At 64.9% G+C, this 24,847-nt stretch carries 23 protein-coding genes and 1 tRNA gene; 19 read left to right on the plus strand and 5 right to left on the minus strand.

Annotated elements, in window-relative coordinates; all coding sequences use genetic code 11:
- Positions 1 to 52: 52 nt before the first annotated feature.
- Positions 53 to 505 (minus strand): hypothetical protein, encoded by a 453-nt coding sequence (locus tag BEP01S_RS06245; RefSeq protein ID WP_062241515.1) that lies wholly within the window; start codon positions 503 to 505, stop codon positions 53 to 55.
- Positions 506 to 607: 102 nt separating this feature from the next.
- On the opposite strand from BEP01S_RS06245, the gene purN reads away from it, so the two are divergent.
- From purN to BEP01S_RS06265, 4 genes are all read left to right on the plus strand, one after another.
- Complete coding sequence (gene purN / locus BEP01S_RS06250) at positions 608 to 1,231, plus strand: phosphoribosylglycinamide formyltransferase (RefSeq protein ID WP_062241517.1); 624 nt, start codon at positions 608 to 610, stop codon at positions 1,229 to 1,231.
- A gap of 48 nt (positions 1,232 to 1,279) precedes the next feature.
- Positions 1,280 to 2,824: a bifunctional phosphoribosylaminoimidazolecarboxamide formyltransferase/IMP cyclohydrolase gene (gene purH, locus BEP01S_RS06255; protein ID WP_062241519.1), complete on the plus strand. Its 1,545-nt coding sequence runs from the start codon at positions 1,280 to 1,282 to the stop codon at positions 2,822 to 2,824.
- Position 2,825: 1 nt separating this feature from the next.
- Positions 2,826 to 3,167: a hypothetical protein gene (locus tag BEP01S_RS06260; RefSeq protein WP_062241521.1), complete on the plus strand. Its 342-nt coding sequence runs from the start codon at positions 2,826 to 2,828 to the stop codon at positions 3,165 to 3,167.
- Between the two features lie 150 nt (positions 3,168 to 3,317).
- Positions 3,318 to 3,500: an Rv0909 family putative TA system antitoxin gene (locus BEP01S_RS06265; RefSeq protein WP_062241523.1), complete on the plus strand. Its 183-nt coding sequence runs from the start codon at positions 3,318 to 3,320 to the stop codon at positions 3,498 to 3,500.
- Positions 3,501 to 3,702: 202 nt separating this feature from the next.
- On the opposite strand, the gene BEP01S_RS06270 is transcribed toward BEP01S_RS06265, so the two are convergent.
- Positions 3,703 to 6,258: a UvrD-helicase domain-containing protein gene (locus BEP01S_RS06270; protein WP_062241704.1), complete on the minus strand. Its 2,556-nt coding sequence runs from the start codon at positions 6,256 to 6,258 to the stop codon at positions 3,703 to 3,705.
- Positions 6,259 to 6,397: 139 nt separating this feature from the next.
- Entirely contained in the window at positions 6,398 to 6,790 is a 393-nt protein-coding gene (locus tag BEP01S_RS06275) for a hypothetical protein (RefSeq protein WP_062241525.1), read from the minus strand.
- 64 nt (positions 6,791 to 6,854) lie between these two features.
- On the opposite strand from BEP01S_RS06275, the gene BEP01S_RS06280 reads away from it, so the two are divergent.
- From BEP01S_RS06280 to pth, 6 genes are all read left to right on the plus strand, one after another.
- Positions 6,855 to 6,926: transfer RNA gene (locus BEP01S_RS06280), tRNA-Gln, on the plus strand.
- Positions 6,927 to 6,958: 32 nt separating this feature from the next.
- Positions 6,959 to 8,416, plus strand: a complete 1,458-nt coding sequence (gene glmU, locus BEP01S_RS06285) for a bifunctional UDP-N-acetylglucosamine diphosphorylase/glucosamine-1-phosphate N-acetyltransferase GlmU (protein ID WP_062241527.1) — start codon at positions 6,959 to 6,961, stop codon at positions 8,414 to 8,416.
- Positions 8,409 to 9,380, plus strand: coding sequence for a ribose-phosphate diphosphokinase (locus BEP01S_RS06290; protein WP_025777652.1), 972 nt, complete (start codon positions 8,409 to 8,411; stop codon positions 9,378 to 9,380). Before glmU ends, BEP01S_RS06290 begins: the two co-directional genes overlap by 8 nt.
- 235 nt (positions 9,381 to 9,615) lie before the next feature.
- Positions 9,616 to 10,632 carry an alpha/beta fold hydrolase gene (locus BEP01S_RS06295; protein WP_062241529.1) on the plus strand — a complete coding sequence of 339 codons (1,017 nt, stop codon included), beginning with the start codon at positions 9,616 to 9,618 and terminating at the stop codon, positions 10,630 to 10,632.
- A gap of 149 nt (positions 10,633 to 10,781) precedes the next feature.
- Positions 10,782 to 11,423, plus strand: coding sequence for a 50S ribosomal protein L25/general stress protein Ctc (locus BEP01S_RS06300; protein ID WP_062241531.1), 642 nt, complete (start codon positions 10,782 to 10,784; stop codon positions 11,421 to 11,423).
- Positions 11,424 to 11,611: 188 nt separating this feature from the next.
- The gene (pth, locus tag BEP01S_RS06305; RefSeq protein WP_062241533.1) at positions 11,612 to 12,211 is read left to right on the plus strand and encodes an aminoacyl-tRNA hydrolase; all 600 of its coding nucleotides are present in this window, start codon (positions 11,612 to 11,614) and stop codon (positions 12,209 to 12,211) included.
- A 42-nt stretch (positions 12,212 to 12,253) separates the two neighbouring features.
- Here pth and BEP01S_RS06310 read toward each other — a convergent pair whose 3' ends face one another.
- Entirely contained in the window at positions 12,254 to 12,973 is a 720-nt protein-coding gene (locus BEP01S_RS06310) for a rhomboid family intramembrane serine protease (protein WP_062241535.1), read from the minus strand.
- Positions 12,974 to 13,077: 104 nt separating this feature from the next.
- The gene (locus BEP01S_RS06315; RefSeq protein WP_167348263.1) at positions 13,078 to 14,550 is read right to left on the minus strand and encodes an arylsulfotransferase family protein; all 1,473 of its coding nucleotides are present in this window, start codon (positions 14,548 to 14,550) and stop codon (positions 13,078 to 13,080) included.
- A gap of 103 nt (positions 14,551 to 14,653) precedes the next feature.
- Here BEP01S_RS06315 and mfd point away from each other — a divergent pair, with 103 nt between their 5' ends.
- The 9 genes from mfd (at position 14,654) to BEP01S_RS06360 (ending at position 24,839) form a co-directional block, all read left to right on the plus strand.
- A complete protein-coding gene (mfd, locus tag BEP01S_RS06320; protein ID WP_062241538.1) occupies positions 14,654 to 18,256 on the plus strand; it encodes a transcription-repair coupling factor in 3,603 nt (1,200 codons plus the stop codon).
- Positions 18,257 to 18,376: 120 nt separating this feature from the next.
- Positions 18,377 to 18,571 (plus strand): CsbD family protein, encoded by a 195-nt coding sequence (locus tag BEP01S_RS06325; protein WP_062241540.1) that lies wholly within the window; start codon positions 18,377 to 18,379, stop codon positions 18,569 to 18,571.
- A 63-nt stretch (positions 18,572 to 18,634) separates the two neighbouring features.
- Positions 18,635 to 19,141: a MazG nucleotide pyrophosphohydrolase domain-containing protein gene (locus tag BEP01S_RS06330; protein WP_062241542.1), complete on the plus strand. Its 507-nt coding sequence runs from the start codon at positions 18,635 to 18,637 to the stop codon at positions 19,139 to 19,141.
- Positions 19,138 to 19,968, plus strand: coding sequence for a tyrosine-protein phosphatase (locus tag BEP01S_RS06335; RefSeq protein ID WP_062241544.1), 831 nt, complete (start codon positions 19,138 to 19,140; stop codon positions 19,966 to 19,968). Before BEP01S_RS06330 ends, BEP01S_RS06335 begins: the two co-directional genes overlap by 4 nt.
- Before the next feature lie 76 nt (positions 19,969 to 20,044).
- Positions 20,045 to 21,325, plus strand: coding sequence for a phosphopyruvate hydratase (eno, locus tag BEP01S_RS06340; protein WP_039207145.1), 1,281 nt, complete (start codon positions 20,045 to 20,047; stop codon positions 21,323 to 21,325).
- Between the two features lie 295 nt (positions 21,326 to 21,620).
- Entirely contained in the window at positions 21,621 to 22,115 is a 495-nt protein-coding gene (locus BEP01S_RS06345; protein WP_062241545.1) for an FtsB family cell division protein, read from the plus strand.
- Positions 22,115 to 22,642: a DUF501 domain-containing protein gene (locus BEP01S_RS06350; protein ID WP_083532591.1), complete on the plus strand. Its 528-nt coding sequence runs from the start codon at positions 22,115 to 22,117 to the stop codon at positions 22,640 to 22,642. Before BEP01S_RS06345 ends, BEP01S_RS06350 begins: the two co-directional genes overlap by 1 nt.
- A gap of 8 nt (positions 22,643 to 22,650) precedes the next feature.
- The gene (locus tag BEP01S_RS06355) at positions 22,651 to 23,598 is read left to right on the plus strand and encodes a Ppx/GppA phosphatase family protein (RefSeq protein WP_062241549.1); all 948 of its coding nucleotides are present in this window, start codon (positions 22,651 to 22,653) and stop codon (positions 23,596 to 23,598) included.
- Positions 23,595 to 24,839 carry a S8 family peptidase gene (locus tag BEP01S_RS06360; protein WP_062241551.1) on the plus strand — a complete coding sequence of 415 codons (1,245 nt, stop codon included), beginning with the start codon at positions 23,595 to 23,597 and terminating at the stop codon, positions 24,837 to 24,839. Before BEP01S_RS06355 ends, BEP01S_RS06360 begins: the two co-directional genes overlap by 4 nt.
- Positions 24,840 to 24,847 lie beyond the last annotated feature (8 nt).

Consider the following 24,847-nt stretch of genomic DNA (forward strand, 5'->3'; position numbering starts at 1 on the left):
CATCCTCGGTGAGGGGATCAGTGCCGAACGATCGGGGATCGGATCCCGTGGGTCAGTTGGTGCCGGGCAGGTCGAGCTCCTGCCCGGTGACCTGCTTGAACCAGTCGCCGAGTCCCGACTGATATTCGGTGCTGCATGAGAGCTGCGCCTGCTGCGTGATCGCATCGCGCAGGCATTCCTCATACTTCGACTGCACCGGCCAGAGGATGACCGAGGACATCGTGGAGAAGATGAGATAGATGCTGAGCAGGCCGCCGAGGATGCCCAAGGACATGTTCCGGCGCTGCTTGGTTTTGACGACGGCGACGATGTACTTCACCGACCACACGACCGCGGCGATGGCGAAGCCGATGGCGGCGAGCTTGAACGGCAGCTGATACGTGAACGTCAGCACCGAGGCGAGGATCAGCAGTATCAGGACGAGCCCATGTCGTGCCGGTGCGGCCTGTGCCTCCTCTTCGGGAGTCGGCGCCTTCTTCTCTTCGGTATTCTGCGGTGACGTCACCCGATCAGTTTCTCACAGTCGACTGACAAATGCCTCGGCAGGCCGTGTCCGCACGATGACAGCCCGGCATCGTCCATGTGCTGCAGACGTTAGACTGTGCGGGTGCGCATCGTTCTTCTGGCCTCAGGATCCGGTACCCTCACGCAGTCCGTCATCGACGCCTTCGCCGACGGGACCCGCGGAGTCGACATCGTCGCCATCGGAGCCGACTCGGCCACCGCCGGAGTCCTGGCCCGAGCGGAACAGCATTCGATTCCCACCTTCGTCGTCCGCCCCAAGGACTTCGCCGACCGCGACGAATGGAACGCGGCGCTCAAAGACACGGTGGCCGAACTCGCCCCCGACTGGGTGGTCTCCGCCGGATTCATGCGCATCCTGGGCCCCAGCTTCGTCGAAGCTTTTCCCTGCCGGATCATCAACACCCATCCGGCGCTGCTGCCGTCGTTCCCGGGCGCACACGGAGTCCGCGACGCGCTCGCCCACGGGGTGAAGCTGACCGGTGGAACCATCCACCTCGTCGACACCGGAGTCGACACCGGACCGATCATCACCCAATACGCGGTGCCCATCGGCGATGACGACACCGAAGAGACCGTACACGAGAACATCAAAGCCCGTGAACGCGAAGAGCTCGTGCGCCTGCTGGCGCACCTGGCCCACACCGACCTCGTCGTCGACGGTCGACATGTCCGCGGATATGTCGCCTCGGCGATGACCGCCCACTGACCCCGCCGTGAGAAGAACCGAGCGGCAACCGAACCTCGAGGAGGATCTGTGACAGGAACCCGCGCGATCAAGAGAGCGCTGATCAGCGTCTATGACAAGACCGGGCTGGAGGAGCTGGCTCGTGGCCTCCACGCGGCCGGAGTCCAGATCGTGTCGACCGGATCCACGGCAGCCAAGATCGCCGAGGCGGGAGCCGCGGTGACGAAGGTCGAAGAGCTCACCGGGTTCCCCGAATGCCTCGAAGGCCGAGTCAAGACACTCCATCCGCGCGTCCACGCGGGCATCCTCGCCGACTCCCGCAAGCCCGAGCACCTCGAACAGCTGTCCGAGCTCGAGATCGAACCGTTCGACCTCGTCGTCGTCAACCTCTACCCGTTCGCCGATACCGTCGCCAGCGGAGCCGCATTCGACGACTGCATCGAGCAGATCGACATCGGTGGACCCTCGATGGTGCGTGCGGCGGCGAAGAACCACCCCACAGTCACCGTCGTGACCGATCCGGCAGACTACTCGGCAGTGCTCGACGCAGCCGCCGGAGACGGCTTCGACCTCGACGCCCGTCGCAGCTTCGCCGCCCGCGCCTTCGCGCACACTGCGGCCTACGACTCGGCGGTCGCCTCCTGGTTCGCCGCGGAACTCGCCACTGAAGAGAAGGCCGCATTCGCCGGTCTCACCGGCGAGAAGATCACCGACCTGCGCTACGGAGAGAACCCGCACCAGGCTGCTGCAGTGTACTCCGACGGGACCGCTGGGATCGCCGGTGCGAAGCTGCTCAACGGCAAGGCGATGTCGTACAACAACTACACGGACACCGATGCTGCGATCCGCGCAGCCTTCGACTTCGATCAGCCGGCCGTGGCCATCATCAAGCACGCGAACCCCTGCGGAATCGCCGTCGGTGAAACCGTGGCCGCAGCCCACAAGTCCGCCCACGAATGCGATCCGCTGTCGGCCTACGGCGGAGTCATCGCCACGAACCGTGAGGTCGACGCCGAGCTTGCCGCCTCGATCAAGCCGATCTTCACGGAATGCCTGGCCGCTCCGTCGTTCAGCGCCGAGGCACTCGAGATCCTCACGACGAAGAAGAACCTGCGGCTGCTCGAACTCGGCGACATCGATGTGCCCGCTGCCGAGGTCAAGCCGATCAGCGGTGGGTTCCTCGTCCAGGACCGCGACGCATTCCAGGCCGAAGGGGACTCGCCTGAGAACTGGACCCTGGCCGCCGGTCCGGCAGCTTCCCCCGAAGTCCTCGCCGACCTCGACTTCGCGTGGAAGGCCGGACGGGCTGTGAAGTCCAACGCGATCCTGCTCGCCAAGGGCGGCGCATCGGTGGGCGTGGGCATGGGCCAGGTCAACCGCGTCGACTCGGCCAAACTCGCCGTCGAACGTGCCGGAGTCGAACGTGCCACCGGTGCGGTCGCGGCCTCGGACGCCTTCTTCCCGTTCCCCGACGGCCTGCAGATCCTCATCGACGCAGGAGTCACCGCCGTGGTGCAGCCGGGCGGATCGATCCGAGACGAAGAGGTCATCGCGGCCGCGGAGGAGGCCGGAATCACGATGTACCTGACCGGGAGCCGCCATTTCTTCCACTGAGATGAAACGGCCTCACCCCCGCCATGCACGGCGGGGGAGAGGCCCGATCGCGAAGCGTTGGATCTACTGGAAACGGCGATACGCGCATCCCACCCGGCGTGATTGGGTGCTGCTCGGCTGTCTTCTGGGCGTGGCGGCCGCCGCGGCGTGCTCAGTCATCGACTTCCGCCTCGGTGCTGTCGTCCTGGCGGTCGTCCCCGCCGGTCTCGCCGGATTCCGTGCGATGCCGCCGCCGTGGACGGAAGTCTGGGTGAACCGATCGAAGACCGTCGACATCACGACGTGTCTGCTGTTCGCCGGTCTGCTGGTCGGGCTGGCGTTCCTCGTGCCCCTGACCCGCTGACAGGTTGACGAATCCAATCAGCCTCGGCGAAACCCTTTATGTGCATTTCCTGAGAAATGGGACCCACAGGTGTCGTCACGTCGAGAACAGTGGCAAGGTGAGTGGCGTCAAGGGGTTCGCTTAGAACCTTTTCCGATGAAAGGAGACAGCATGGGACTGGACGATCTGACAAACAAAGCCAAGGACGCCATGAATAGCGACAAGGGTGAAGAGATCAGCGACCAGGGCCTGGACAAGGCTGCTGACGCCGCCAACAACGCCACCGGTGGAAAGTTCGATGACCAGATCAACAAGGGTCGCGACGGAGCCGATGGAAAGCTTGGCAACGATTGATCTTTAATCCATAGCCGCGTCCGGCATGGATGAGCGCCGAGGAGAACCTGAGTTCTCCTCGGCGCTTTCTTGTGTCCTGGCGCTGTTGGACCCTTTGTGCCCGTCCCGGCGCTGGTGAGCGGCGGGTTGCAGCTTAAACAGTCTGTATTGATGCGGCACGGTGGGTGCACGGCCGAACCGTGCACCCACCGCAGCTGTGGCCTCAGCCGAGCTTTTCGATCGGGGCGTAGCGCAGCAGGAGTCGCTTCGACCCGGCCGAACCGAAGTCGACGACCGCTACGGTCTTGTCGCCGGTGCCGTTGACCTCGGTGACGGTGCCGAGTCCGAAGGATTCGTGCGAGACTTTCTCGCCGACCTCGACGGAGATGACCTCACGATTGGGGCGGATCCGGTTGGGGAATCCGGCGACCGGTGTCGAAGAGCTCGCGCTCGAGCGTGAGCGGGATCCGCTGCCCGACGACCGCGACGAACCGAAGCCACGGGATCCTCCCGAGTATCCGGAGGAGTAGCCGCCGGAGCTGAAACCGCCTGAGCCGAAGCCTCCCGAACCGAAGCCCCCGGAGAAGCTGCCCGTGTTCTCCCAGTTGATGAGGTTCTCCGGGATCTCGGACAGGAACCGGCTCGGCGGATTGTACTGAGGCTGACCCCACATGCTCCGGGTCTCTGCGCGAGTGACGAGCAGTCTCTGTCGAGCACGCGTGAGCCCGACATAGGCCAGACGCCGCTCCTCGGACAGCTCCTGCGGATTCTCGAAGGAACGCGAATGCGGGAAGCCGCCGTCTTCGAGTCCAGTGAGGAAGACCACCGGGAATTCCAGCCCCTTGGCCGTGTGCAGAGTCATCAGGGTGACCTGACCGAGTTCGGCATCGGGAATCTGATCGGTGTCCGAGGCCAGAGCCACCTGTTCGAGGAACTGATCGAGGGCCGCGGGACCGACTCCCGGAGCGGCGGAGGTGTCAGCGGAACCGTCGTCATCGACGTCGGGGTCGGCTGCCTCGGCGGCGGTTTCGTTCTCTGCATCGTTCGCACCTGCGGCGGCGGTCGCCTCGGTGCCGGTATCGGTAACAGTGTCTGTATCGGTGTCGTCGGCACTGTCCGGCTCCGCGACCGCGGCGGCCTCTCGAGTGGCGACGAAGTCCTCGGCCACGGCGACGAGCTCGGCGAGGTTGTCGACACGGGATTCGTCCTGTGGGTCGGTGCTCTTCTGCAGCGATTCGAGGTATCCGGACTGCTCGAGGATCGCTTCGATGACGCGGGAGAGCGGGGAAGACTCGGCGGTTGAGCGCAGGTCCTGCATGAGGTCATAGAACTTCTGCACCGAGGTCAGGGCGCGCGAACTCAGGTGCGGGATCTCGTCGAGGCGGCCCAGAGCGGTATAGAAGCTGATGTTCTCCCGGTCGGCGAAGTCGGCGATGAGGCCTTCGGTGCGGTCGCCGATGGAGCGTTTGGGCACGTTGAGGATGCGGCGCAGGTTGACGTCGTCATCGGGGTTGGCGACCACGCGCAGGTAGGCGAGGGCATCCTTGATCTCCTTGCGCTCGTAGAAGCGGGTGCCGCCGACGACCTTGTACGGGATTCCGGAGCGGACCAGCGCATCTTCGATCGCTCGTGACTGCGCGTTGGTGCGGTAGAAGACCGCGAAGTCACCATAGGTGTACTTCTCGTCGTCGATGAGGTCATCGATGCGGTCGACGATGAACCGGGCCTCGCCCTGTTCATTCTCGGCCACCCAGCCGACGATCTGCTCCCCGGAGCCCTCCGAGGTCCACAGCTTCTTCTCCCGGCGGTCGTCGTTGTTCGCAATCACGGCATTGGCCGCGTCGAGGATGTTCTGCGTCGAACGGTAGTTCTGCTCCAGCAGAATGGTGTCCGCGTTCGGGAAGTCCTTCTCGAATTCGACGATATTGCGCACCGTGGCGCCACGGAAGGCATAGATGGACTGGTCGGCGTCGCCGACGACCGTGAGTTCGGCACCCGTCGGACCTCCCGCGCCATCACCGGCCAGGGCCTTGATCAGGGCGTACTGGGCCGGGTTCGTGTCCTGGTACTCGTCGACGAGGATATGGCGGAACCGGCGACGGTAGGAATCGGCCACCTCGGGGAAAGCGCCGAAGAGGTGGACCGTCTCCGCGATGAGGTCGTCGAAGTCGAAGGCATTGGCCAGCCGCAGACGGGAGGTGTAGCGCTTGAAGACGTCGGCGAGCACCTCGTCGGCGGGATTGTTGGGGCGCGGGACGAAGTCGTCGGAGGTCTGCAGCTCGTTCTTGAGGTTCGAGATCCGGTGCAGGATGGCACGCGGAGCGTACTTCTTCGTGTCGAGCCCGAGCTCCTTGAGGATCTGGGCGACGAGTCGCTGAGCGTCCTGGGCGTCGTAGATCGTGAAGTTCGACTTCATGCCCAGCACCTTCGCTTCGCGGCGGAGGATCCGCACGCACGAGGAGTGGAAGGTGGAGACCCACATGGAGCGGGAGGCGGGGCCGACGATCGAGGACACGCGTTCGGCCATCTCCTTCGCGGCCTTGTTCGTGAACGTGATCGCCAGGACTTCGCCGGGGTGGGCGCGACCGGTGGCCAGGGCATAGGCGATGCGTCGGGTGAGCACGGTCGTCTTGCCCGATCCGGCCCCGGCGACGATGAGCAACGGGGATCCCGTGTGGATCACGGCCTCGCGTTGCCTGGGGTTGAGCCCGGTGAGGAGTTCGGCCGCTCGGGAGTCGGCGCCGGCGGCATGGTCGGTGTGTTCAGCTGCAGCAGTCATGTCGCCCCCAACGATACCGTCAGGCTCGGACACGACACGATCGGTCCCTCCACAGCCCGCTCACACCCCTCAGAACTACCTGACGGCGGCCTAGATACCTCGCGCGAGGTTGCTGGGCCGCCGTCAGGTAGTAATTGGGTCAGTGGACGAAGACTGCGACGATGACGTTGATGATCGCGAAGACGAACACCAGGTGCGCCAGCGTGGCCGAGGGGTTCTTCACAGCGGTCGCTGCTCCGCCGTCGGCACGAGCAGAGGCGGCGAAGGTTTTCTGCTTCTTGTTGCCGATGAATGCAAGGACTGTGATAACGATCGCCACGACCAGCTTGATGCCGATCTTCATGTGGTTGACCTCGCCGTCGCCCATCTCGGCCAGGCCGATGAGAAGCAGGCCCGTGATCAGCTGGAGGTAGGAGGCGTGCAGCATTCCGGGCAGCACCTTGGGGGAGCGGATGACGGTGAAATAGCCACCGACGATGATGGCCATACCCAGCAGATGCAGGGTCAGAAGAATCTCGCGTAGAATTTCCATACAGTTAATCGTAGTGGCATGATGGTGTCTCGTGAGCGCGGGCCCCTCTACTGGTGCACGCTGTTCCGCCCTGGTGTAATGGCAGCACGCCGGCCTTTGGAGCCGTGCAGTATAGGTTCGAATCCTATGGGCGGAGCTGGCCCAACCCGACATGCGAAGGATTCAACTATGTCGCAGACTCATCCGACCGCCGTCATCGTATTGGCAGCGGGCCAAGGCACTCGAATGAAGTCGGCTCTTCCCAAGGTGATGCATCCCATCGGCGGACGCTCCCTGCTTCATCATTCCGTCGCAGCAGCTGCCGGAACCTCGCCCGAACACCTCATCGTCGTCGTCCGCCACGAGCGCGATCAGCTCGTCGCCCACCTCGACTCCCTGCCCGTGTCCTCCCAGCGGACCCTGCTCATCGCTGATCAGGACGAGGTTCCGGGCACCGGCCGTGCCACCGAATGTGCGCTGACCCAGCTTCCCGAGGACCTCAGCGGAACCGTCGTCGTCACCTACGGCGATGTGCCGCTGCTGACCACGGAGACGATCACGGGGCTCGTCGAGATCCACGAATCCAACGCCAACGCCGTGACCGTCCTGTCCGCCGAGGTGGACGACCCGACCGGGTACGGCCGCATCATCCGCGACGAAGCCGGCTCCCTGCTGCGCATCGTCGAACAGAAGGATGCGAACGAGACCGAACGGGCCGTCCGTGAGATCAACTCCGGCATCTACGCCTTCGACGCCTCCGCGCTCAAGGAGGGCCTGGCCTCTCTGACCACTGACAACGCGCAGGGTGAGAAGTACCTCACCGACGTCATCGGCCATGCCCGTGAGGCCGGCCGCTCCGTGGCCGCCACTGCCACCGACGACCTGTGGCAGGTCGAGGGAGCGAACGATCGCGTGCAGCTGGCGAATCTCGGCAAGGAGCTCAACCGCCGCCAGTGCGAGAAGTTCATGCGCGCCGGAGTCTCCATCATCGACCCCGACACCACCTGGATCGACATCGACGTCTCGATCGCCGCCGATGCGACGATCCTGCCGGGCACCCAGCTGCTGGGCGCCACCGACATCGCTGCCGGAGCCGTCGTCGGCCCCGACACCACACTCAAGGACACCGAGGTGGGAGGGGGCGCACAAGTCGTGCGCACTCACGGCGAACTCGCCGTCGTCGGCCCTGACGCCAAAGTCGGGCCGTTCGCCTACCTGCGTCCGGGCACCAAGCTCGGCGAGTCCGGAAAGATCGGCACGTTCGTGGAGACGAAGAACGCCGATATCGGCAAGGGTGCGAAGGTGCCCCACCTCTCCTACGTCGGCGATGCGGAGATCGGGGAGGGCTCGAACATCGGAGCCGCCTCGGTGTTCGTCAACTACGACGGCGTCAACAAGCACCGCACCGTCATCGGCAAGCATGCACGCATGGGCTCGGACAATATGTATGTCGCTCCTGTCACCGTAGGCGACGGCGCCTATTCGGGTGCAAGCACGACCGTGCGCAAGGATGTCCCTGCAGGAGCGCTGGCCATTTCGGTGGCCCCACAGCGCAACCTGGAGGGCTGGGTCCAGACTAACCGTCCCGGCACGCCTGCAGCGCAGGCAGCCGAAAACGCATCCGAAGGGGAACGGATCAGTGAATGAGATTACGACGGCGGGCGATAAGAAGCTCGTCCTGGTCAGCGGTCGGGCGAATCCCGAACTCGCCGAACAAGTCGCGGAGAACCTGGGGACCGAACTCCTCCCCACCGACATCTACAACTTCGCGAACGGTGAGATCTACGTCCGCTACTCCGAGTCAGTGCGCGGCAGCGACGTCTTCGTCCTGCAGTCGCACTGCGCTCCCATCAACGAATGGCTGATGGAGCAGCTGATCATGGTCGACGCACTCAAGCGTGCTTCGGCCAAGCGCATCACCGTCATCGCTCCGTTCTTCCCGTACGCCAGGCAGGACAAGAAACACCGCGGACGCGAGCCCATCTCGGCCCGCCTCGTCGCCGATCTGTACAAGACCGCCGGTGCTGACCGCATCATCACCGTCGACCTGCACACTGCGCAGATCCAGGGCTACTTCGATGGCCCGGTCGACCACCTCATCGCGATGCCGATCCTCGCCGGCTACGTCAAGGACAAGTACCCCGGCGACCTCGCCGTGGTCTCGCCCGACGCCGGACGCATCAAGGTCGCGGAGAACTGGTCGAACTCGCTGGGCGGAGTGCCGCTGGCCTTCATCCACAAGACCCGCGACATCACCCGGCCGAACGAGACCAAGGCCAACCGCGTCGTCGGTGAGGTCGAAGGGCGCACCTGCGTTCTCGTCGACGACATGATCGACACCGGCGGCACCATCGTCCAGGCCGCCGATGCCTGCATGGCCGCCGGCGCCAAGGGCGTCATCGTCGTGTCCACCCACGCCGTGTTCTCCGGCCCGGCCGTCGAACGCCTGTCGAACTCCGTGGCCGAAGAGGTCATCGTCACGAACACGCTGCCGCTGAGCGAGGACAAGATCTTCGACAAGCTCACCGTGCTCTCGATCGCCCCGCTCATCGCCCGTGCCGTGCACGAGGTCTTCGAAGACGGATCGGTCACGAGCCTCTTCGAGGTCTGAGACCACACGGTCTGATGCACGAAATCTGAGCGTGCGACCGCCCCCGCGAGGGCGCGCACGCTGACGATACGGAACCCCGAGTCGACCTTCGGCTCGGGGTTCCGTTGTATTCACGCCCGGTCAGTCCGGCGCACCGGAAGCGGACTTCAGGGTGGTCCCACATCCGGAATCCATCGTCCCCGCCGCCGTGAGGTCCTACACTGGAGGCAACGCCTAAGCGAAGGGATCAGGGACGATGTCCTCACACGATTACAACCGGTACCGCGTGGACGTCCCCGGCGGACAGCTGTCCGTGGGAGTGTGGGAGCCGGTGGCAAGCGGCCCCGGACGGGTGCCCACCGTGTGCGTCATCCACGGCATCACCTCCAACCACCTGTTCTTCGCGGGCCTGGTCTCCGCCCTGCCCGGAGTCCGCGTCATCGGCCCCGACCTGCGCGGACGAGCCGACTCCCGCACGCTGCCGGGACCGTTCGGGATGGCCGCGCACGCACAGGATGTCACCGCCGTTCTCGACGCCTTTGCTCCGGAGGGGCCGGTCACCCTGGTCGGTCATTCCATGGGCGGGTTCGTCGCCATGACCCTGGCCGGCATGGCGGCTGAGCAGAATAGGGAAACCGGCACCGAGGCGGCCCGCCGTTTCCGCGGCCCCGTCCTCATCGACGGAGGACTTCCCCTGCCCATGGGACAGCCCCATTCAGATGATCCCGTCGATGACCTCAATGATGAGGACCTCGATACCGATGACCTCATCGCGGCCGTCCTCGGCCCGGCCGCCGAGCGGCTGTCGATGAGCTTCGGCAGCGTGGAGGAGTACTTGGCGTTCTTCGCCGCTCACCCCGCCTTCGTCGACGGTCTCGACACCGTGGCGACCGAGAGCTTCGTGTACGATCTCGCGGCCAAAGACGACCACTCGTTCCAGCCGTCGACCTCGGTGGAGGCGATGCAGGCCGATTCGGCCGACATGTACACCGGTTCCGCCTACCGCGAGGCTCTGGAGACGATCATGGGCAGTGACGACTCCCAAGCTGAGGTGGTCTTCCTCTTCGCGGAACGCGACCTCGTCGCCGCCGAACCGGGCCTGTACCCGCCCGAACTGACCGCCGACTTCGCTCGTCAGTGGCCGCAGATGGGCATCGTCGATGTGCAGGGGACAAACCACTACGACATCCTCCTCACCGAGACCGGAATCGACGCATGCGCTGCGGCCGTGACCTCTCGGATTGGTGCCGAAACGGACGGTGCCGTAGAATAGTCGGGTTGCCTCGGCGAGGGAGACGGATGTCTCCGTGATCGACGCGGTCCTGTCCCACGAACATGAACCCACTGGGTTCGAAGTTCCTGTGGTTACTCAGGCTGTTTCGCCGTGGTGCTCGAAGGTAAGTTCACCACGAAGGAGAGAAAATGGCTGACTTCAAACTTCTGGCCGAAGCTCGCAACGAGTTCGGCAAGGGCGCAGCGCGCCGCATCCGCCGCGCGGGACGCATCCCCGCTGTCATCTACGGTCACGGCGGAGACCCCGTGCACGTGTCGCTCGAGGGCCACGCCACCATGCTGGCTCTCAAGCACGCCAACGCACTGCTCGAGATCGAAAGCACCGACGGATCGAAGAACGTCCTCGCCATTGCGCGTGACGTCCAGATCGAGCCCGTCCGTCGCGACATCGAGCACCTCGACCTGATCATCGTCAAGCGCGGCGAGAAGATCGAGGTCGACGTTCCGATCCACGTCGTCGGAGAAGCCGCTCCCGGCACCATGGTCTCGCAGGAAGAGTCGACCATCTCCGTCAAGGCCGATGCGACCAAGCTGCCCGAGCTCATCGAGGTCTCCATCGAAGGCCGTCCCGCCGGCGAGCACGTTCTGGCCGGTCAGGTCGAGCTGCCTGCAGGCGTCGAGCTCATCGCCGACGAAGAGCTGCTCATCGTCAACGTCTCCGAAGAGATCGAGATGGACACCGAGTCCGACGCCGAGGAAGAGACCGAAGAGTCGACCGCGGAAGAGGCTGCTGAGGAGTCCGGTGCAGAAGAGGCCTCCGAAGAGGAGTGATCTTCTCTCCTCACTCCACCAAGATTCAGTGAGGAGCACTGACTGACTAAGCTGTTCGGTGGGTCGCCTGATGGGCGGCCCACCGAACTCGTTTCACAGCGGAGAATCCCGGCACGAGTCTCGCCCACCGGCGAGCCGCAGCATCACCGCCCGGTTCGCGGGCATGGACAGGACGGACAACAACGGCAATGTCGAACGAAGCATGGTTGGTCTTCGGACTGGGCAACCCCGGACCCAAATACGAAACGACCCGGCACAACATCGGACAGATGGTCATCGCCGAACTCGCCTCCCGCATCGGAACCACTTTGACGCGGACGAAGCTGCGCGCGAACGTCGGCACCGGACGGCTGTCGGCCGGCAGCGTTCCGGGACTGCCCGGTCCGCGAGTGGTGTTGGCCACCTCGACGGGATATATGAACGAATCCGGCGGACCGGTGCGCGCACTGGCCGACTTCTACGGAATCGACACCGACCGGATCATCGCCGTCCATGACGATGTGGACATCCCCTTCGACGCCATCAAGGCCAAGCGCGGCGGGGGAGAGGGCGGGCACAACGGTCTGCGCTCGATGACCTCGGTGCTGGGGACGAAGGACTATCTGCGGGTGCGAGCGGGAGTCGGACGTCCGCCGGGACGACAGGACACCGCCGACTACGTGCTGCGCCCGTTCACGAAGGACGAACGCACGACCCTGCCGATCTTCGTCTCCGACCTCGCCGACGGCGTCGAAGAGCTCATCAACAACGGACTCACCGACATGCAGCAGAAGTTCCACTCGCGCTGATCACTCGTCGGACGCCGATCGAGTGTCGGGCGTTGCCCGGGCTCAGTCCGTCTTCTGCTTCTCCGGGCGACGGTGCAGCCACCAAGCGGCGAAGATGCCGCCGGCGAATCCGAACAGGTGGCCCTGCCAGGAGATGTCGTTGGTCTGCGGCAGCATGCCGAAGATCATCGACGCACCGTAGGTGACGAAGATGAACAGGCCGATGGCGAAGTAGATGATCTTGCGCAGCAGGTCGTCGGTGAACCACGTGCGCAGTGCAAGGAAGCCGAAGAATCCGAAGACGATGCCGGAGGCACCGACGATGTGCTGGCCCGGCAGAGTGGTCAGCCACGCGCCGAGTCCGGAGCTCAGCGCCGTGATGCCCGTGACGGTCCAGAAGCGCCGCCTGCCCTCGAACGCGATGACGACGCCGAGGACGAGGAACGGGAACGTATTGGCCAGGAGATGGCCGAATCCCGAATGCAGCAGCGGCGAGGTGACCAAGCCGTAGAGCGAGAGCACATTCCACGACTGCAGACTCAGGGAGTCGAGGTCGAACGGGATGATCGCATCGACGATCTCGATGACCCACATGACTGCGAGCAGGATCAGCACCGGAGCGAACCGGGAGAGCAGATGCGGCCGGTCGACGGTGGTGTTCAGGTGTGCCACCGGGGGATTCGCAGCGCGTCCGGAGCGGGGAGATCCGGAGTCGGTGGAGTCAGGGCCGAAGAGGAGGCGGGATTCCTCGGCGGAGAAACGGGGGGAGTGGTCGGAGCTCATGCTCCAATTGTGAGCGATGAAGATTGGAGAACCCCGAACATCCGGGCCCTGCGAGCAATCGTGATCGTTCCGTTAGGCCCGTTATCGCCTCGAAATATCCCGAACTACTTGTTCCGCGGACCTGCCCGGGTCGAGCCGAGGGACTTGCCGTCCGCATCGAGGGCTTCGACGATGATCGTCGAACCGTTCGGGGTGATGTCCGCCGCTGTCTCGAAGCCGGTGCGTTCGACCTCGGTGTTCTCGACCAGGTGGTCCTCGTCGTCTCCGCTGAACACCCTCCACGAAGCCACCTCGGTGGCTCCGTTCCAACTCATGTGCACGCGAGTGCTGTCTGGCTGCGGCTGCGAGGTCGTCGCGGTCGGCGGAGCTGTCGGCTGAGCGTGCCAGTCGAAACGGTAGGCCCGGTAGTTCGATCCGCCGGTGAAGGTGAGGTCGGCGAGAAGCTTCCCGTCCTTGGAGAATTCCGAGACGAAGGGCTCCGAACCCCAGCCGAGGACGACGTTGCCGTTGGGCAGCTCCTGGAAGTTCCCCTGACTGCCCGACGAACGGTCGTCGGGGGCGGGATACTCCGTGACCACCTCGGCGCGTTTCTTCTTCTCATCGACATCGAGGCGCAGACCGCGGGTGTCGCCGAGGCGGGGCGCGGCATGGTTGTCGAACATCGTCAGCGTTCCATCGGATCGGCGCTGAGCATCGTGCTGCCAGGCGAACTGCGCACCGTCGCCCATCTCGAAGTCCGAGGCCTTGCCGCCCAGGACCCAATTGAGGTCGGCGCTCTTCCGATCGAGCTGGTAGACAGCATGGGTGTTGCGTGCCGAGACGAGGAGGGCCTTGCCGTCGTCGTCCTCGGACACGGAGTTGAGGTGGATGTAGTCGAAGGGCTCGTCCTTCGTGCCCTCACCGTCCTTGAGCTCCGCCTCGGACTGGTCGACGGGGACGGCGTCGAGGGAGTGCCATTCGAACAGCGGATCGCCGGTTTCGATGTCGACCTCCTGGACGATTCCCTCCCAGGCCCAGCCGTCCTTGTCTCCGCCGACGGAACTGAGATCCGTCTGCTTCTTCACATAGGAGATGAGGAACATGGTGTCATCGGCGGTGATGGTCGTCTCGTGGAGGTCGGAGGTGTCCTTGGGGAGCTCTCCGCCCATGCCGACACGGGCGATCTCCTGATACGAAGTGTCGAGGACGACGACCTCACCGGCGGTGTGCGGCGTTTCTGCCAGGCCCTCCCACCACGTGAGCACCGGCTTCCCCTTCAATTCCTGGACGCGCAGATCCCACAGAGACTCGGCCTCGTCGCGAATCCACACCGGATCACCGGCAGAATCGAGGATGAGACCGCCCACCCAGGACTTGTCGTCGGTCTTCGTCTGTCCCTTCGGAGCGAGGAACGTCTCGAGGTCTCCGTTGTCGTCGGGGAAGGACCCGGAGTCGATATCGACCTTCGGCGGAGCGAGTTCGGGGCGGGAATGGAAGTCCCACCGTTCGGCGACGGCGATGTCCTCATCGGCATCGGCCGTGCACCCTGTGAGCAGGAGCGCCGCTGCGGCCAATCCTGCAAGGACGGTTCTCTTCATGGCCATATGCTTATCCTCACACGTTTTCGACTCACGCGCCGCTCAGAAATGTCGAGTCGGGCACCGAATGGGTCGTGTCAGGTGCGTAGCCTAGACTGTTCGGGTGCTCAACGGACTTGATCTCACCCGCCGGAATCCCACCATCACCGAACTCGTCGCGGCCTTCAACGACGCGAACACCGACGGTGGCACGATCGATGCGATCAAGGGACTGTGGCCGTCGATCCTGCGCCGAACCGTCACCACCGACGGGGCCGCCTCGGCGCCGCAGCTCATCGTCACCGCCACCACACGTGAGGCCGAAGACCTCGCCCAGGCGCTCGCCGACTGGGTGCCGTCGGCGACGATCGCGATCTTCCCCAGCTGGGAGACCCTGCCGCACGAGAAGCTGTCCCCGCGTTCGGACACCGTCGGCCAGCGTCTCGAGGTGCTGCGCCGCCTGGCCCACCCCACGCCCGGTCGGGAACTGACCTTCATCATCGCGCCCGTGCGCGCATTCCTCCAGCCCCTGGCCAAGGGACTCGGCGACATCGAACCGGTCGAGCTCGCCGTCGGCGACGAATATGAGATCGATGACCTGGCCGAACGGCTCACCGAACTCGCGTACTCCCGAGTCGACATGGTCTCCAGGCGCGGCGAATTCGCTGTGCGCGGCGGCATCGTGGATATCTTCCCGGCCACCTCGGAGCGGGCGCTGCGCGTGGAGTTCTTCGGCGACGAAGTCGACGAGATCCGCGAATTCTCTGTCGGCGACCAGCGCTCCATCCCCGCCGAAGACGGGGAGGAGCCCCTGCATCTGTCGGCACCGCCGTGCCGGGAGCTGCTCCTGACCGATTCGGTACGGAAGCGGGCCGCGGAAATCGCCGAGGATGTGCCCAGCGCCGCCGATATGCTCGACAAGATCGCCGGCGGAGTCGCCGTCGAGGGCATGGAATCGCTCACCGCCGTCCTCGCCGACGGGATGGAGCCGATCATCGCTCTGCTGCCGCCCGAGTCGAAGATCATCATCACCGAACCCGAACGCGTCGAGGCCCGCGCCGCCGACCTCGTGGAGACGACGAACGAATTCCTCGAAGCCGCGTGGACCGGTGCCGCCGGTGGGGGAGAGACCCCGATCGACCTGTCGGCTGCGAGCTTCCGAACCGTGGCCGAGATGGAGGAGGGCGCTCGCCTCATCGGCCTGGCCTGGTGGGAGATCGGCGGATTCGCCGCCGACGAGGAGCTCGCAGGCCCCGAGGAGAACATCTTCTCTGTTCCCGCCCGCATCCCGAAGGGCTATGCCGGCGATGTCGAAGCGATCCTCGCCGACGTCAAGGGACTCATCCACGACAAGTGGCGCATCCTGGTCCTCACGGAAGGCCAGGGACCGGGCCGACGCATGGTCGAGGTGTTCTCCGAAGCAGGAGTGCCCGCCTCCTTCGTCGACGACCCCACCGATCTGCCCGAAGCCCTGGTCACGGTGACGACGGCCGCGTCCTTCGGCGGATTCGTCTTCGAAGACCTCAAACTCGCCGTGCTCACCGAAGCCGATGTGCTCGGTCGGGCGGCGGCCACCTCGACGCGTGACATGCGCAAGCTGCCCACCCGCCGCCGACGCAACCAGGTCGACCCGCTCAACCTGGCACCCGGCGACTATGTCGTCCACGACCAGCACGGAGTCGGACGATTCGTCGAAATGACGCAGCGGACCACGGGCAAGGGTGCGAACAAGCACACCCGCGAATACCTCATCATCGAATACGCGCCCGCCAAACGCGGACAGCCCGGCGACCGCCTCTACGTCCCCAGCGATGCGCTCGACCAGGTCACCCGCTATGTCGGCGGGGAGAGCCCGAGCCTCAACAAGATGGGCGGCGCCGACTGGCAGACGACGAAGGCGAAGGCCCGCAAGGCCGTCAAGGAGATCGCCGGGGAACTCATCCGCCTGTATTCGGCCCGCCAGGCCACCGTCGGCCACGCCTTCGGCCCGGACACTCCCTGGCAGCGCGAACTCGAGGACGCCTTCCACTATGTGGAGACCGCCGATCAGCTGACCACCATCGACGAGGTCAAATCGGACATGGAGAAGACCGTGCCGATGGACCGTCTGATCTGCGGCGATGTGGGGTACGGGAAGACGGAGATCGCTGTCCGTGCCGCGTTCAAGGCGATCCAGGAGGGCAAGCAGGTCGCCGTGCTCGTGCCGACCACTCTGCTCGTCCAACAGCACTATGAGACCTTCGCCGAACGCTACTCGGGATTCCCCGTCACCATCGGCGCCCTCTCCCGGTTCCAGACCAAACAGGAATCGGAGAAGGTCAAGGAGGATCTGGCCGACGGCAAGCTCGACCTCGTCATCGGCACCCACCGCCTGCTCAGCGGCGAAGTGCGATTCAAGGAACTCGGACTCGTCATCATCGACGAGGAGCAGCGCTTCGGCGTCGAACACAAGGAGACGCTCAAGGCGCTGCGGACCAACGTCGACGTCCTCGCCATGTCCGCGACCCCGATCCCGCGCACCCTGGAGATGGCCGTGACCGGCATCCGCGAGATGTCGACCCTGGCCACACCGCCGGAAGAACGACACCCGGTGCTGACGTATGTGGGCAAACGCGAAGACAAGCAGATCAAGGCCGCGATCCGACGTGAGCTCATGCGCGAAGGTCAGGTCTTCTACATCCACAACCGGGTCCGCGATATCGAAGCCGTCGCCGGCCATATCGCCGAAATGGTGCCCGAGGCGCGGATCGCCATCGCCCACGGCAAGATGAACGAGACCCGACTCGAACAGGTCATCGTCGACTTCTGGGAGAAGAAGTACGACGTGCTCGTGTGCACGACGATCGTCGAAACCGGAATCGACATCGCCAACGCGAACACCCTCATCATCGACAACGCCGACCGCTACGGACTCTCCCAGCTCCACCAGCTGCGCGGACGAGTGGGACGTGGCCGCGAACGCGCCTACGCGTACTTCCTCTACCCGCCGGACACGCAGCTGACCGAAACCGCGCATGACCGTCTGACGACCCTGGCCGCGCACACCGAACTGGGTGCCGGAATGCAGGTGGCGATGAAGGACCTCGAGATCCGCGGAGCCGGCAACCTGCTCGGCGGTCAGCAGTCCGGACACATCGAAGGCGTCGGCTTCGACCTCTACGTCCGACTCGTCGGTGAGGCCGTGGCGAAGTTCCGCGGTGAGGAGACCGAGCCCGAGGCGGACATGCGCATCGAACTGCCCGTCGACGCCCACCTGCCGGCCGACTACGTCGACCACGAACGGCTGCGCCTCGAGGCCTACCGGAAGCTCGCCGCGGCCACCGACGAAGCACAGCTGCGGGAAGTCCTCGACGAACTCACCGACCGCTACGGCCCCTATCCGGAACCCGTCGGCGTCCTCGCCGACGTCGCCAGGCTGCGCATCCGCGCCCGAGCATCCGGCGTCAACGACATCGTCATGCAGGGCAACTTCATCCGCTTCGGACCCGTCGAACTCTCCGACTCCCAGGTAGTCAGGCTCAAACGCCTGTACCCGAAGTCGCTGCTCAAACCGGCGCTGCGCTCGGTCCTCGTGCCCAAACCGATGGCGGGCAGCGGATTCGACTCCAAGGAGATGACCGATTCGGATATCCTGCGGTGGGCACATCAGTTCCTCGACGCCATCCTGCCCGTCATCGAGTCCGAAGCGACTGGGACCAAGGAAGCCGGTGCTGCGAAGGACGGTTGAGAACTCTTCGACTGTTCAGCGCTGACCGGACCACGGACCAAGGCGGTGGCGTAGAGTGCGAAGCGCGGAGACATCCGCTGCAAGTGCATTTCACTCAGCCGTCTGCTAAGGAGAATCACCATGGGTGTTGACGACAAGTTCGAGAACAATGCCGAAGAACTCGGCGGTCGTGCCAAGGAGACCATCGGCGATGTGACCGGTGACGATCAGCTCAAGGCCGAAGGCGCCACCGACCAGCTCAAGGCCAAGACCAAGGATGTCGGCGAGTCCGTCAAGGACCTCGGCTCATCGGTCAGGGACAAATTCTCGAAGTGACCGACGACTCGGCCCTCACCGCTGCTGTGGTGGGGGCTTTTCGTGCCGGCAGGAGGAAAATTCGTGGGTGAACGTGACGAGCAGAGCGCGGTCGAGCCAAGAGCGGACACCGTTGATTCGGGAGCGGACCGGGCCGAACCGCAGCTGCAGCCGGTGATCGAAGCCATGGCGACGCTGCGGCGACGCTGCCCGTGGTCGAGCCGACAGGATCACCAGAGCCTGGAGAAGTACGCGCGAGAAGAGACCGACGAACTCATCGTCGCGCTCGAGGACTTCACGTCAGCGCCCACTGCCGAGAACCAGTCGGCCGTCGTCGAAGAGCTCGGCGATGTGTTCTACCAAGTGCTCTTCCACTCCGCCCTGCTCGACGAGAGCAGCGGGCACGCCTACGGCCACAGTCTCGGCTCCATCATCGACGGACTCGAGGCCAAACTCATCCGCCGGCACCCCCTGGCTTTCACCGACGATTCAGGGGATGAGATAGCGTCGTTGGAGGACGTCGAACGCGAATACCGCCGGATCAAGGCAGAAGAGAAAGCTGCAGCGCCAGGAGAGGACAGAACCCGATGAGTCTGGACAGGCTCGAGATCGAAGGCACCTTCAACTTCCGTGACCTCGGAGGACCCGCCACCGAGGCGGGGGACCACCGAGTGCGATCCGGAAAGGTGTTCCGCGCCGACGGGTTGGCGCAGCTGAGCGATCGAGCACGTGACGACATCGGCGGACTCGGCATCGGCACCGTCATCGATCTGCGCGATATCGGCGAACGGGCGAAGCTGCCCGATGCGCTCGACGGCCTCGACGTCCGTCATATCGAGCTGCCCGTCTTCGACGACCATTTCTTCCCCAGCCGACCGATGAGCAGAGAAGAGATGAAGGCCGCCGCCGAGGCGACCGGAATGGACCTTACCGACCGGAGCCTCAGCCGCATCTACGACCTCATGATCACGCACTTCGGCCACCGACTGGCCGCCGCCGTCGATCTGATCGCCGAACACTGCACCGACGGCGTCGTCTTCCACTGCTCTGCCGGGAAGGATCGCACCGGTGTGATTGGAGCGTTCCTGCTCGACCTCCTCGGCGTGGGACGGCAGGAGATCGTCGACGAATACGCGATCACCTCCACCCACCTGTCCGGGGGATTCCTCGAGGCGATCACCCGGAACTTCTCCGATGCCGGGATCTCCGGCAACCTCGCTCAGACCGCCACCGCCGCCCCACCCGAACTCATCAACGAGATCCTCGATCGGATCGATGCCGAGCACTGGGCCGCCTCGGCGAAGGACGAAGGAGCACCCGGGGGAGTCGAGGCCTACCTGCTCGCTCATGGGATGGACCCGGCGACGCCCGAACGACTGCGGCAATGCCTGCTCGAATCCGCCTCGGACCGAGGGTGAGCCAGGCCGCAAGGTGCATTAAGCTGTCCTGCAGGCACATGTTCCCCATGTGAAACCAAACGCTAAGGAGTACTCAGTGGCCGAGATCGTTGCCGCAAACGCCCGTGAAATCCTGGATTCCCGGGGAAATCCCACCGTCGAGGTGGAAGTGCTGTTGGCCGATGAGTCCGTCGGTCGTGCCGGCGTTCCCTCCGGCGCCTCCACCGGCGAGTTCGAAGCCGTGGAGCTGCGCGACGGAGATCCGGAGCGCTACCTGGGCAAGGGAGTCACCCAGGCCGTCGACGCCGTCGTCGACGAAATCCACGAAGTCATCGTCGGACTCGAAAGCGACGATCAGCGTCTCGTCGACCAGGCGCTCATCGAACTCGACGGCACCGACAACAAGTCCCGCATCGGTGCGAACGCGATGCTCGGCACCTCGCTGGCCGTAGCCCGCGCCGCAGCTGTCTCGGCTGATCTGCCCCTCTACCGCTACCTCGGCGGACCGAACGCGCACGTCATGCCCGTGCCGATGATGAACATCCTCAACGGCGGATCCCATGCCGACTCGAACGTCGACATCCAGGAATTCATGATCGCCCCGATCGGCGCCGCCAGCTTCCACGAAGCTCTGCAGTGGAGCGTCGAGGTTTACCACGCCCTCAAGGGAGTGCTCAAGGAACGCGGACTCTCGACCGGACTCGGCGATGAGGGCGGATTCGCCCCGAACCTCGACTCGAACGCCGCGGCACTCGACCTCATCTGTGAGGCCATCGACATCGCCGGCCACCGTCCCGGACGGGACATCGCCGTGGCCCTCGACGTGGCGTCCTCGGAGTTCTACTCCGACGGAGTCTACGAGTTCGAAGGCGGCAAGAAGACCGCCGAAGAGATGGCCGCCTACTACGAAGAGCTGCTGGCGAAGTACCCGCTCGTGTCGATCGAGGACCCCCTCGACGAGAACGACTGGGACGGCTGGGCGACTCTGACCGAGACGATCGGTTCGAAGGTCCAGCTCGTCGGCGACGACCTGTTCGTGACCAACCCCGAGCGTCTGCAGCGCGGAATCGACAACGCCACGGCGAACTCGCTGCTGGTCAAGGTCAACCAGATCGGCACCCTGACCGAGACCCTCGACGCGGTGTCTCTGGCACAGACGAACGGCTACACGACGATGATCTCGCACCGTTCCGGCGAAACCGAGGACACGACCATCGCCGACCTGGCCGTGGCGACGAATGCCGGTCAGATCAAAGCCGGTGCGCCGGCGCGGTCCGAGCGCGTCGCGAAGTACAACCAGCTGCTGCGCATCGAAGAGCAGCTCGGCGATGCCGCACGCTACGCAGGCCGTGGAGCGTTCCCGCGCTTCGAAGCCTGAGGCGAGCCGCTAGGCACTGAACTCCCCGAGGCGGGGCCGGACGATCTTATCGATCGCCCGGCCCCGCCTCGGCGTTTCCCGCTAATGCGTGTCGACCTTCCGGCGGCAGGCGGGAACTGCGGGGAAGGGACGGAGGAAATGCACAGGGGAGGGCGGGCAGGACGCGACGTGATGGAAGATACGTGAGAATCGAACACGCCACGAGCTCGAAATCCTCGCGCCGCGAATGCGGACACGGCACACTTGGAGATGTTGCGACACTCTTCCCCGATCCCCAGTCGCAGAGGAAAGAAGCATGGTTCCGAGCAAGCCCAGAAGAAGTGCCCCGAAATCGGCTCCTGGCAAAGCCACTCCTCGTCGACGCCCGAAACCGGTCATCGAATCCGATGCCGACATGGACGCCGAGGCGAGGGGCCGCCGCATGTCGATGCGCACCGGCATCTTCCTCCTCGTCATCGCCATCGTCCTCCTCGCCTTCCTCTCGCCCCTGAACTCCGCACTCAAACAGGCCCAGCAGATCGCGGCCCTCAACGACGAGATCGAGACGACGAAGGCCGAGGTCAAGAGCCTCGAGGAGAAGAACGAGAACCTCCGGGACCCCGACTACATCAAGCGCAAGGCACGCGAAGACCAGTACTACGTGGAGAAGGGCAAGAACGCGGTCATCGTCACGAATCAGGAGGCCGTGGACGAGGAGTCCGAGCCCGAACAGCCGGTTCGCAAGCAGGCCTGGTACCTTGAGTTGCTGGAGTCCATTCAGGAGACAGGCAACACCGTGGAGAAGAGCTGATGATCACAGAGTGCACCGAGGCGGATTTCGCTGTCCTCCAAGACCAACTCGGACGCATTCCCCGAGGCGTCGTCGGCATCGCCGCCCGCAGCACTTCCGGTGAACCCCTCGTCGTCGCCACGGCTCCGCGCCTCGAGGACGGCACACCGTTCCCGACGACCTTCTACCTCACCCACCCCGCCTATGTGGCCGAATGCTCACGGCTGGAAGCATCGGGAATCATGGCCGAATGGACCGCCGAGATCGGTGAAGACGAAGAACTCGCCGCCGCCTACGCCGCCGCACACCGGGCCTACCTCGACGTCCGCTCAGAGATCGGCTCCGCAGCCGGCCTGGCGGAAGTCGAAGAGATCAAGGACTACTCCGCCGGCGGAATGCCGAATCGGGTCAAATGCCTCCACGCCCTCGTCGGCCATTCGCTGTCCTCCGGGCTCGGCGTCAACCCGATCGGTGACCGTGCACTGTCGTTCATGACCGATGTGCCGCCCCTCGCCGAAGCCGCTGCCACCACCGAACCGACCGACTAGGACCTGCCATGCGTGTTGCTGCCTTCGACTGCGGGACGAACTCCCTGCGCCTGCTGATCGCCGATGTCGCCGCCGACGGCACCCTCACGGACCTGCGCCGCGAAACCCGGGTCGTCCGCCTCGGCCAAGGTGTCGACGCCACCGGCGAGTTCGCTCCCGAAGCGCTTGAGCGCACCTTCGCCGTGGCAAAGGAATTCGCCGAGGTGGCCGCCGAGTACCAGCCGGAGAAGCTGAGATTCGTCGCGACCTCGGCCAGCCGCGACGTGAAGAACCGTGATGAGTTCTTCGCCGGGATTTTCTCGATCTTGGGCGTTGTTCCCGACGTCATCGCAGGAGAGGAAGAGGCCCGTCTGTCCTTCCTCGGCGCCACTGCCGGCCTGAAGGAGGCTGACGGACCGTATGTCGTCATGGACCTCGGCGGCGGATCCACCGAACTCGTCCTCGGCCACGAGGATGTCCAAGCGGCAGTGAGCATGGACATCGGCTCGGTGCGTCTGACCGAGCGCCATATGCCAGTCGAGACTCCTTCCGAGGACCAGATCCAGGCAGCGCTTGCCGATATCGACAGGCAGCTCGACCAGGCCGCGCAGATCGTCGACTTCTCCGCCCCGCGCACCTTCATCGGCGTCGCCGGCACCGTCACCACCATCACCGCAGGCATTCTCGGACTCGAGAGCTACCAGCGAGAGCGCATCCACGGAGCACATATCAGTGTCGCGGACGTCGCCGACGAATCCCGCAGGCTCCTCGCCATGGACCGCCAGGCCCGCACGGACCTGCCGTACATGCACCCCGGCCGCGTCGATGTCATTGGCGCCGGATCGCTCCTCTTCGCCCGGATCGTTGCCCGCTTCGACCAGGCAGTGACAGCCGCCGGAGGATCGCTCGACATTCGGATCTCCGAAACCGACATCCTCGACGGGACCGCGCTCGACCTCGCGCTGACGAGCTCGTGAGAGCCGCCGCTCGACTCCTCGCCGTCACGGCCGTCGTCCTCGGACTCGTCGCCGGCACCACCCAGCCCGTCATGGCCGCACCGAAGGCCGGGCCGGGCCAGTGGTTCATCAAGGACTACGGGATCGACAAGGTCTGGAAGAAGTCCACGGGCAAAGGCATCAAGGTCGCAGTCATCGACTCCGGCGTCAACACCGACCACGAAGACCTCAAGGGCGTGGTGAAGAAGTCCAAGGACTTCAGCGGATTGGGCAAGGACGGAAAGACCCCGATCGGCGGGAAGACCACGATCCACCACGGCACTGCCGTGGCCGGAGTCATCGCCGGCAAGGGAGTCGGCGCCGGACCGACCGGCGTCGCCCCGAACGCAGAGATCCTGTCGGCGTCGATGTGGCTCGGCCCCGACCGTCCGAAGGAATCCGGATCGACCCGCGAACAGGCCGATAAGGCCATCCGCTGGGCCGTCGACTCCGGCGCAAAGGTCATCAACATGTCCCTGGGCTGGGACGATCCGGGCTGGCCGGAGAGCTGGGACGAATCCTTCGCCTACGCCTACAAGAAGGACGTGCTCATCGTCGCCTGCGTCGGCAACGCCTCACAGGGCGCGACCCAGGCGTGGTCGCCGTCGACCGTGCCCGGCGTCATCGGGGTGGGCGGACTCGGCAAGAACGGCAAGGTGCTCGAGGACTCCACCGCGCCCGGCACCGCCGTCGACCTCATGGGTCCGGCCGAAGACATTCCCATCCCGTACTACAGCGGCGGCTACGCCGAAGGCCAGGGATGCTCGTTCGCCTCACCCGTCGTCTCCGGTGTGGCAGCGCTCATCCGCTCCGAGAACCCTGACCTCAGCGCCGACGAGGTCCGAGCCAAGCTGCAGTCGAGCGCCAAACCGGTGGACGGTCACAAGGGCGTGAGCAAGAAGGGCAAGCCCGACCCGATCGTCGGCTTCGGTCGCGTCGACCCGCGAGCCGCTGTCAAAGCGAAAGTGCCCAAGGACGTGTCCTCCGCCGAGGATGAGCTGGCGGATTGGGTGAAGATGCACCGTCGTGGAGATGAGAAGGCCGAAGAGACCGAAACCGCGACACCGGACGAGACCGAGAGCCCGAAGGCGCTCGCGCCGACCGACATCGTCGCCACGCAGTCGACACCGACTCTCGGCTTCGCAGCTCTCGGTGCCGGTGCCCTCATCGTCCTCGTCCTCCTCATCGCCTCGATCGTCTCCTTCGCGCGCCGTCGTCGCTGAAACCAGGT

Source organism: Brevibacterium epidermidis NBRC 14811, from assembly GCF_001570805.1.
Taxonomy (GTDB): domain Bacteria; phylum Actinomycetota; class Actinomycetes; order Actinomycetales; family Brevibacteriaceae; genus Brevibacterium; species Brevibacterium epidermidis.

Excerpts from the sequence above, each read along its gene's own strand:
- BEP01S_RS06260 (WP_062241521.1), top strand. The coding sequence starts at position 2,826 with ATGAAACGGCCTCACCCCCGCCATGCACGGCGGGGGAGAGGCCCGATC.
- BEP01S_RS06265 (WP_062241523.1), top strand. The coding sequence starts at position 3,318 with ATGGGACTGGACGATCTGACAAACAAAGCCAAGGACGCCATGAATAGC.
- BEP01S_RS06270 (WP_062241704.1), bottom strand. The coding sequence starts at position 6,258 with ATGACTGCTGCAGCTGAACACACCGACCATGCCGCCGGCGCCGACTCC.
- BEP01S_RS06275 (WP_062241525.1), bottom strand. The coding sequence starts at position 6,790 with ATGGAAATTCTACGCGAGATTCTTCTGACCCTGCATCTGCTGGGTATG.
- glmU (WP_062241527.1), top strand. The coding sequence starts at position 6,959 with ATGTCGCAGACTCATCCGACCGCCGTCATCGTATTGGCAGCGGGCCAA.
- BEP01S_RS06295 (WP_062241529.1), top strand. The coding sequence starts at position 9,616 with ATGTCCTCACACGATTACAACCGGTACCGCGTGGACGTCCCCGGCGGA.
- BEP01S_RS06300 (WP_062241531.1), top strand. The coding sequence starts at position 10,782 with ATGGCTGACTTCAAACTTCTGGCCGAAGCTCGCAACGAGTTCGGCAAG.
- pth (WP_062241533.1), top strand. The coding sequence starts at position 11,612 with ATGTCGAACGAAGCATGGTTGGTCTTCGGACTGGGCAACCCCGGACCC.
- BEP01S_RS06310 (WP_062241535.1), bottom strand. The coding sequence starts at position 12,973 with ATGAGCTCCGACCACTCCCCCCGTTTCTCCGCCGAGGAATCCCGCCTC.
- BEP01S_RS06315 (WP_167348263.1), bottom strand. The coding sequence starts at position 14,550 with ATGAAGAGAACCGTCCTTGCAGGATTGGCCGCAGCGGCGCTCCTGCTC.
- BEP01S_RS06325 (WP_062241540.1), top strand. The coding sequence starts at position 18,377 with ATGGGTGTTGACGACAAGTTCGAGAACAATGCCGAAGAACTCGGCGGT.
- BEP01S_RS06335 (WP_062241544.1), top strand. The coding sequence starts at position 19,138 with ATGAGTCTGGACAGGCTCGAGATCGAAGGCACCTTCAACTTCCGTGAC.
- BEP01S_RS06345 (WP_062241545.1), top strand. The coding sequence starts at position 21,621 with ATGGTTCCGAGCAAGCCCAGAAGAAGTGCCCCGAAATCGGCTCCTGGC.
- BEP01S_RS06350 (WP_083532591.1), top strand. The coding sequence starts at position 22,115 with ATGATCACAGAGTGCACCGAGGCGGATTTCGCTGTCCTCCAAGACCAA.
- BEP01S_RS06355 (WP_062241549.1), top strand. The coding sequence starts at position 22,651 with ATGCGTGTTGCTGCCTTCGACTGCGGGACGAACTCCCTGCGCCTGCTG.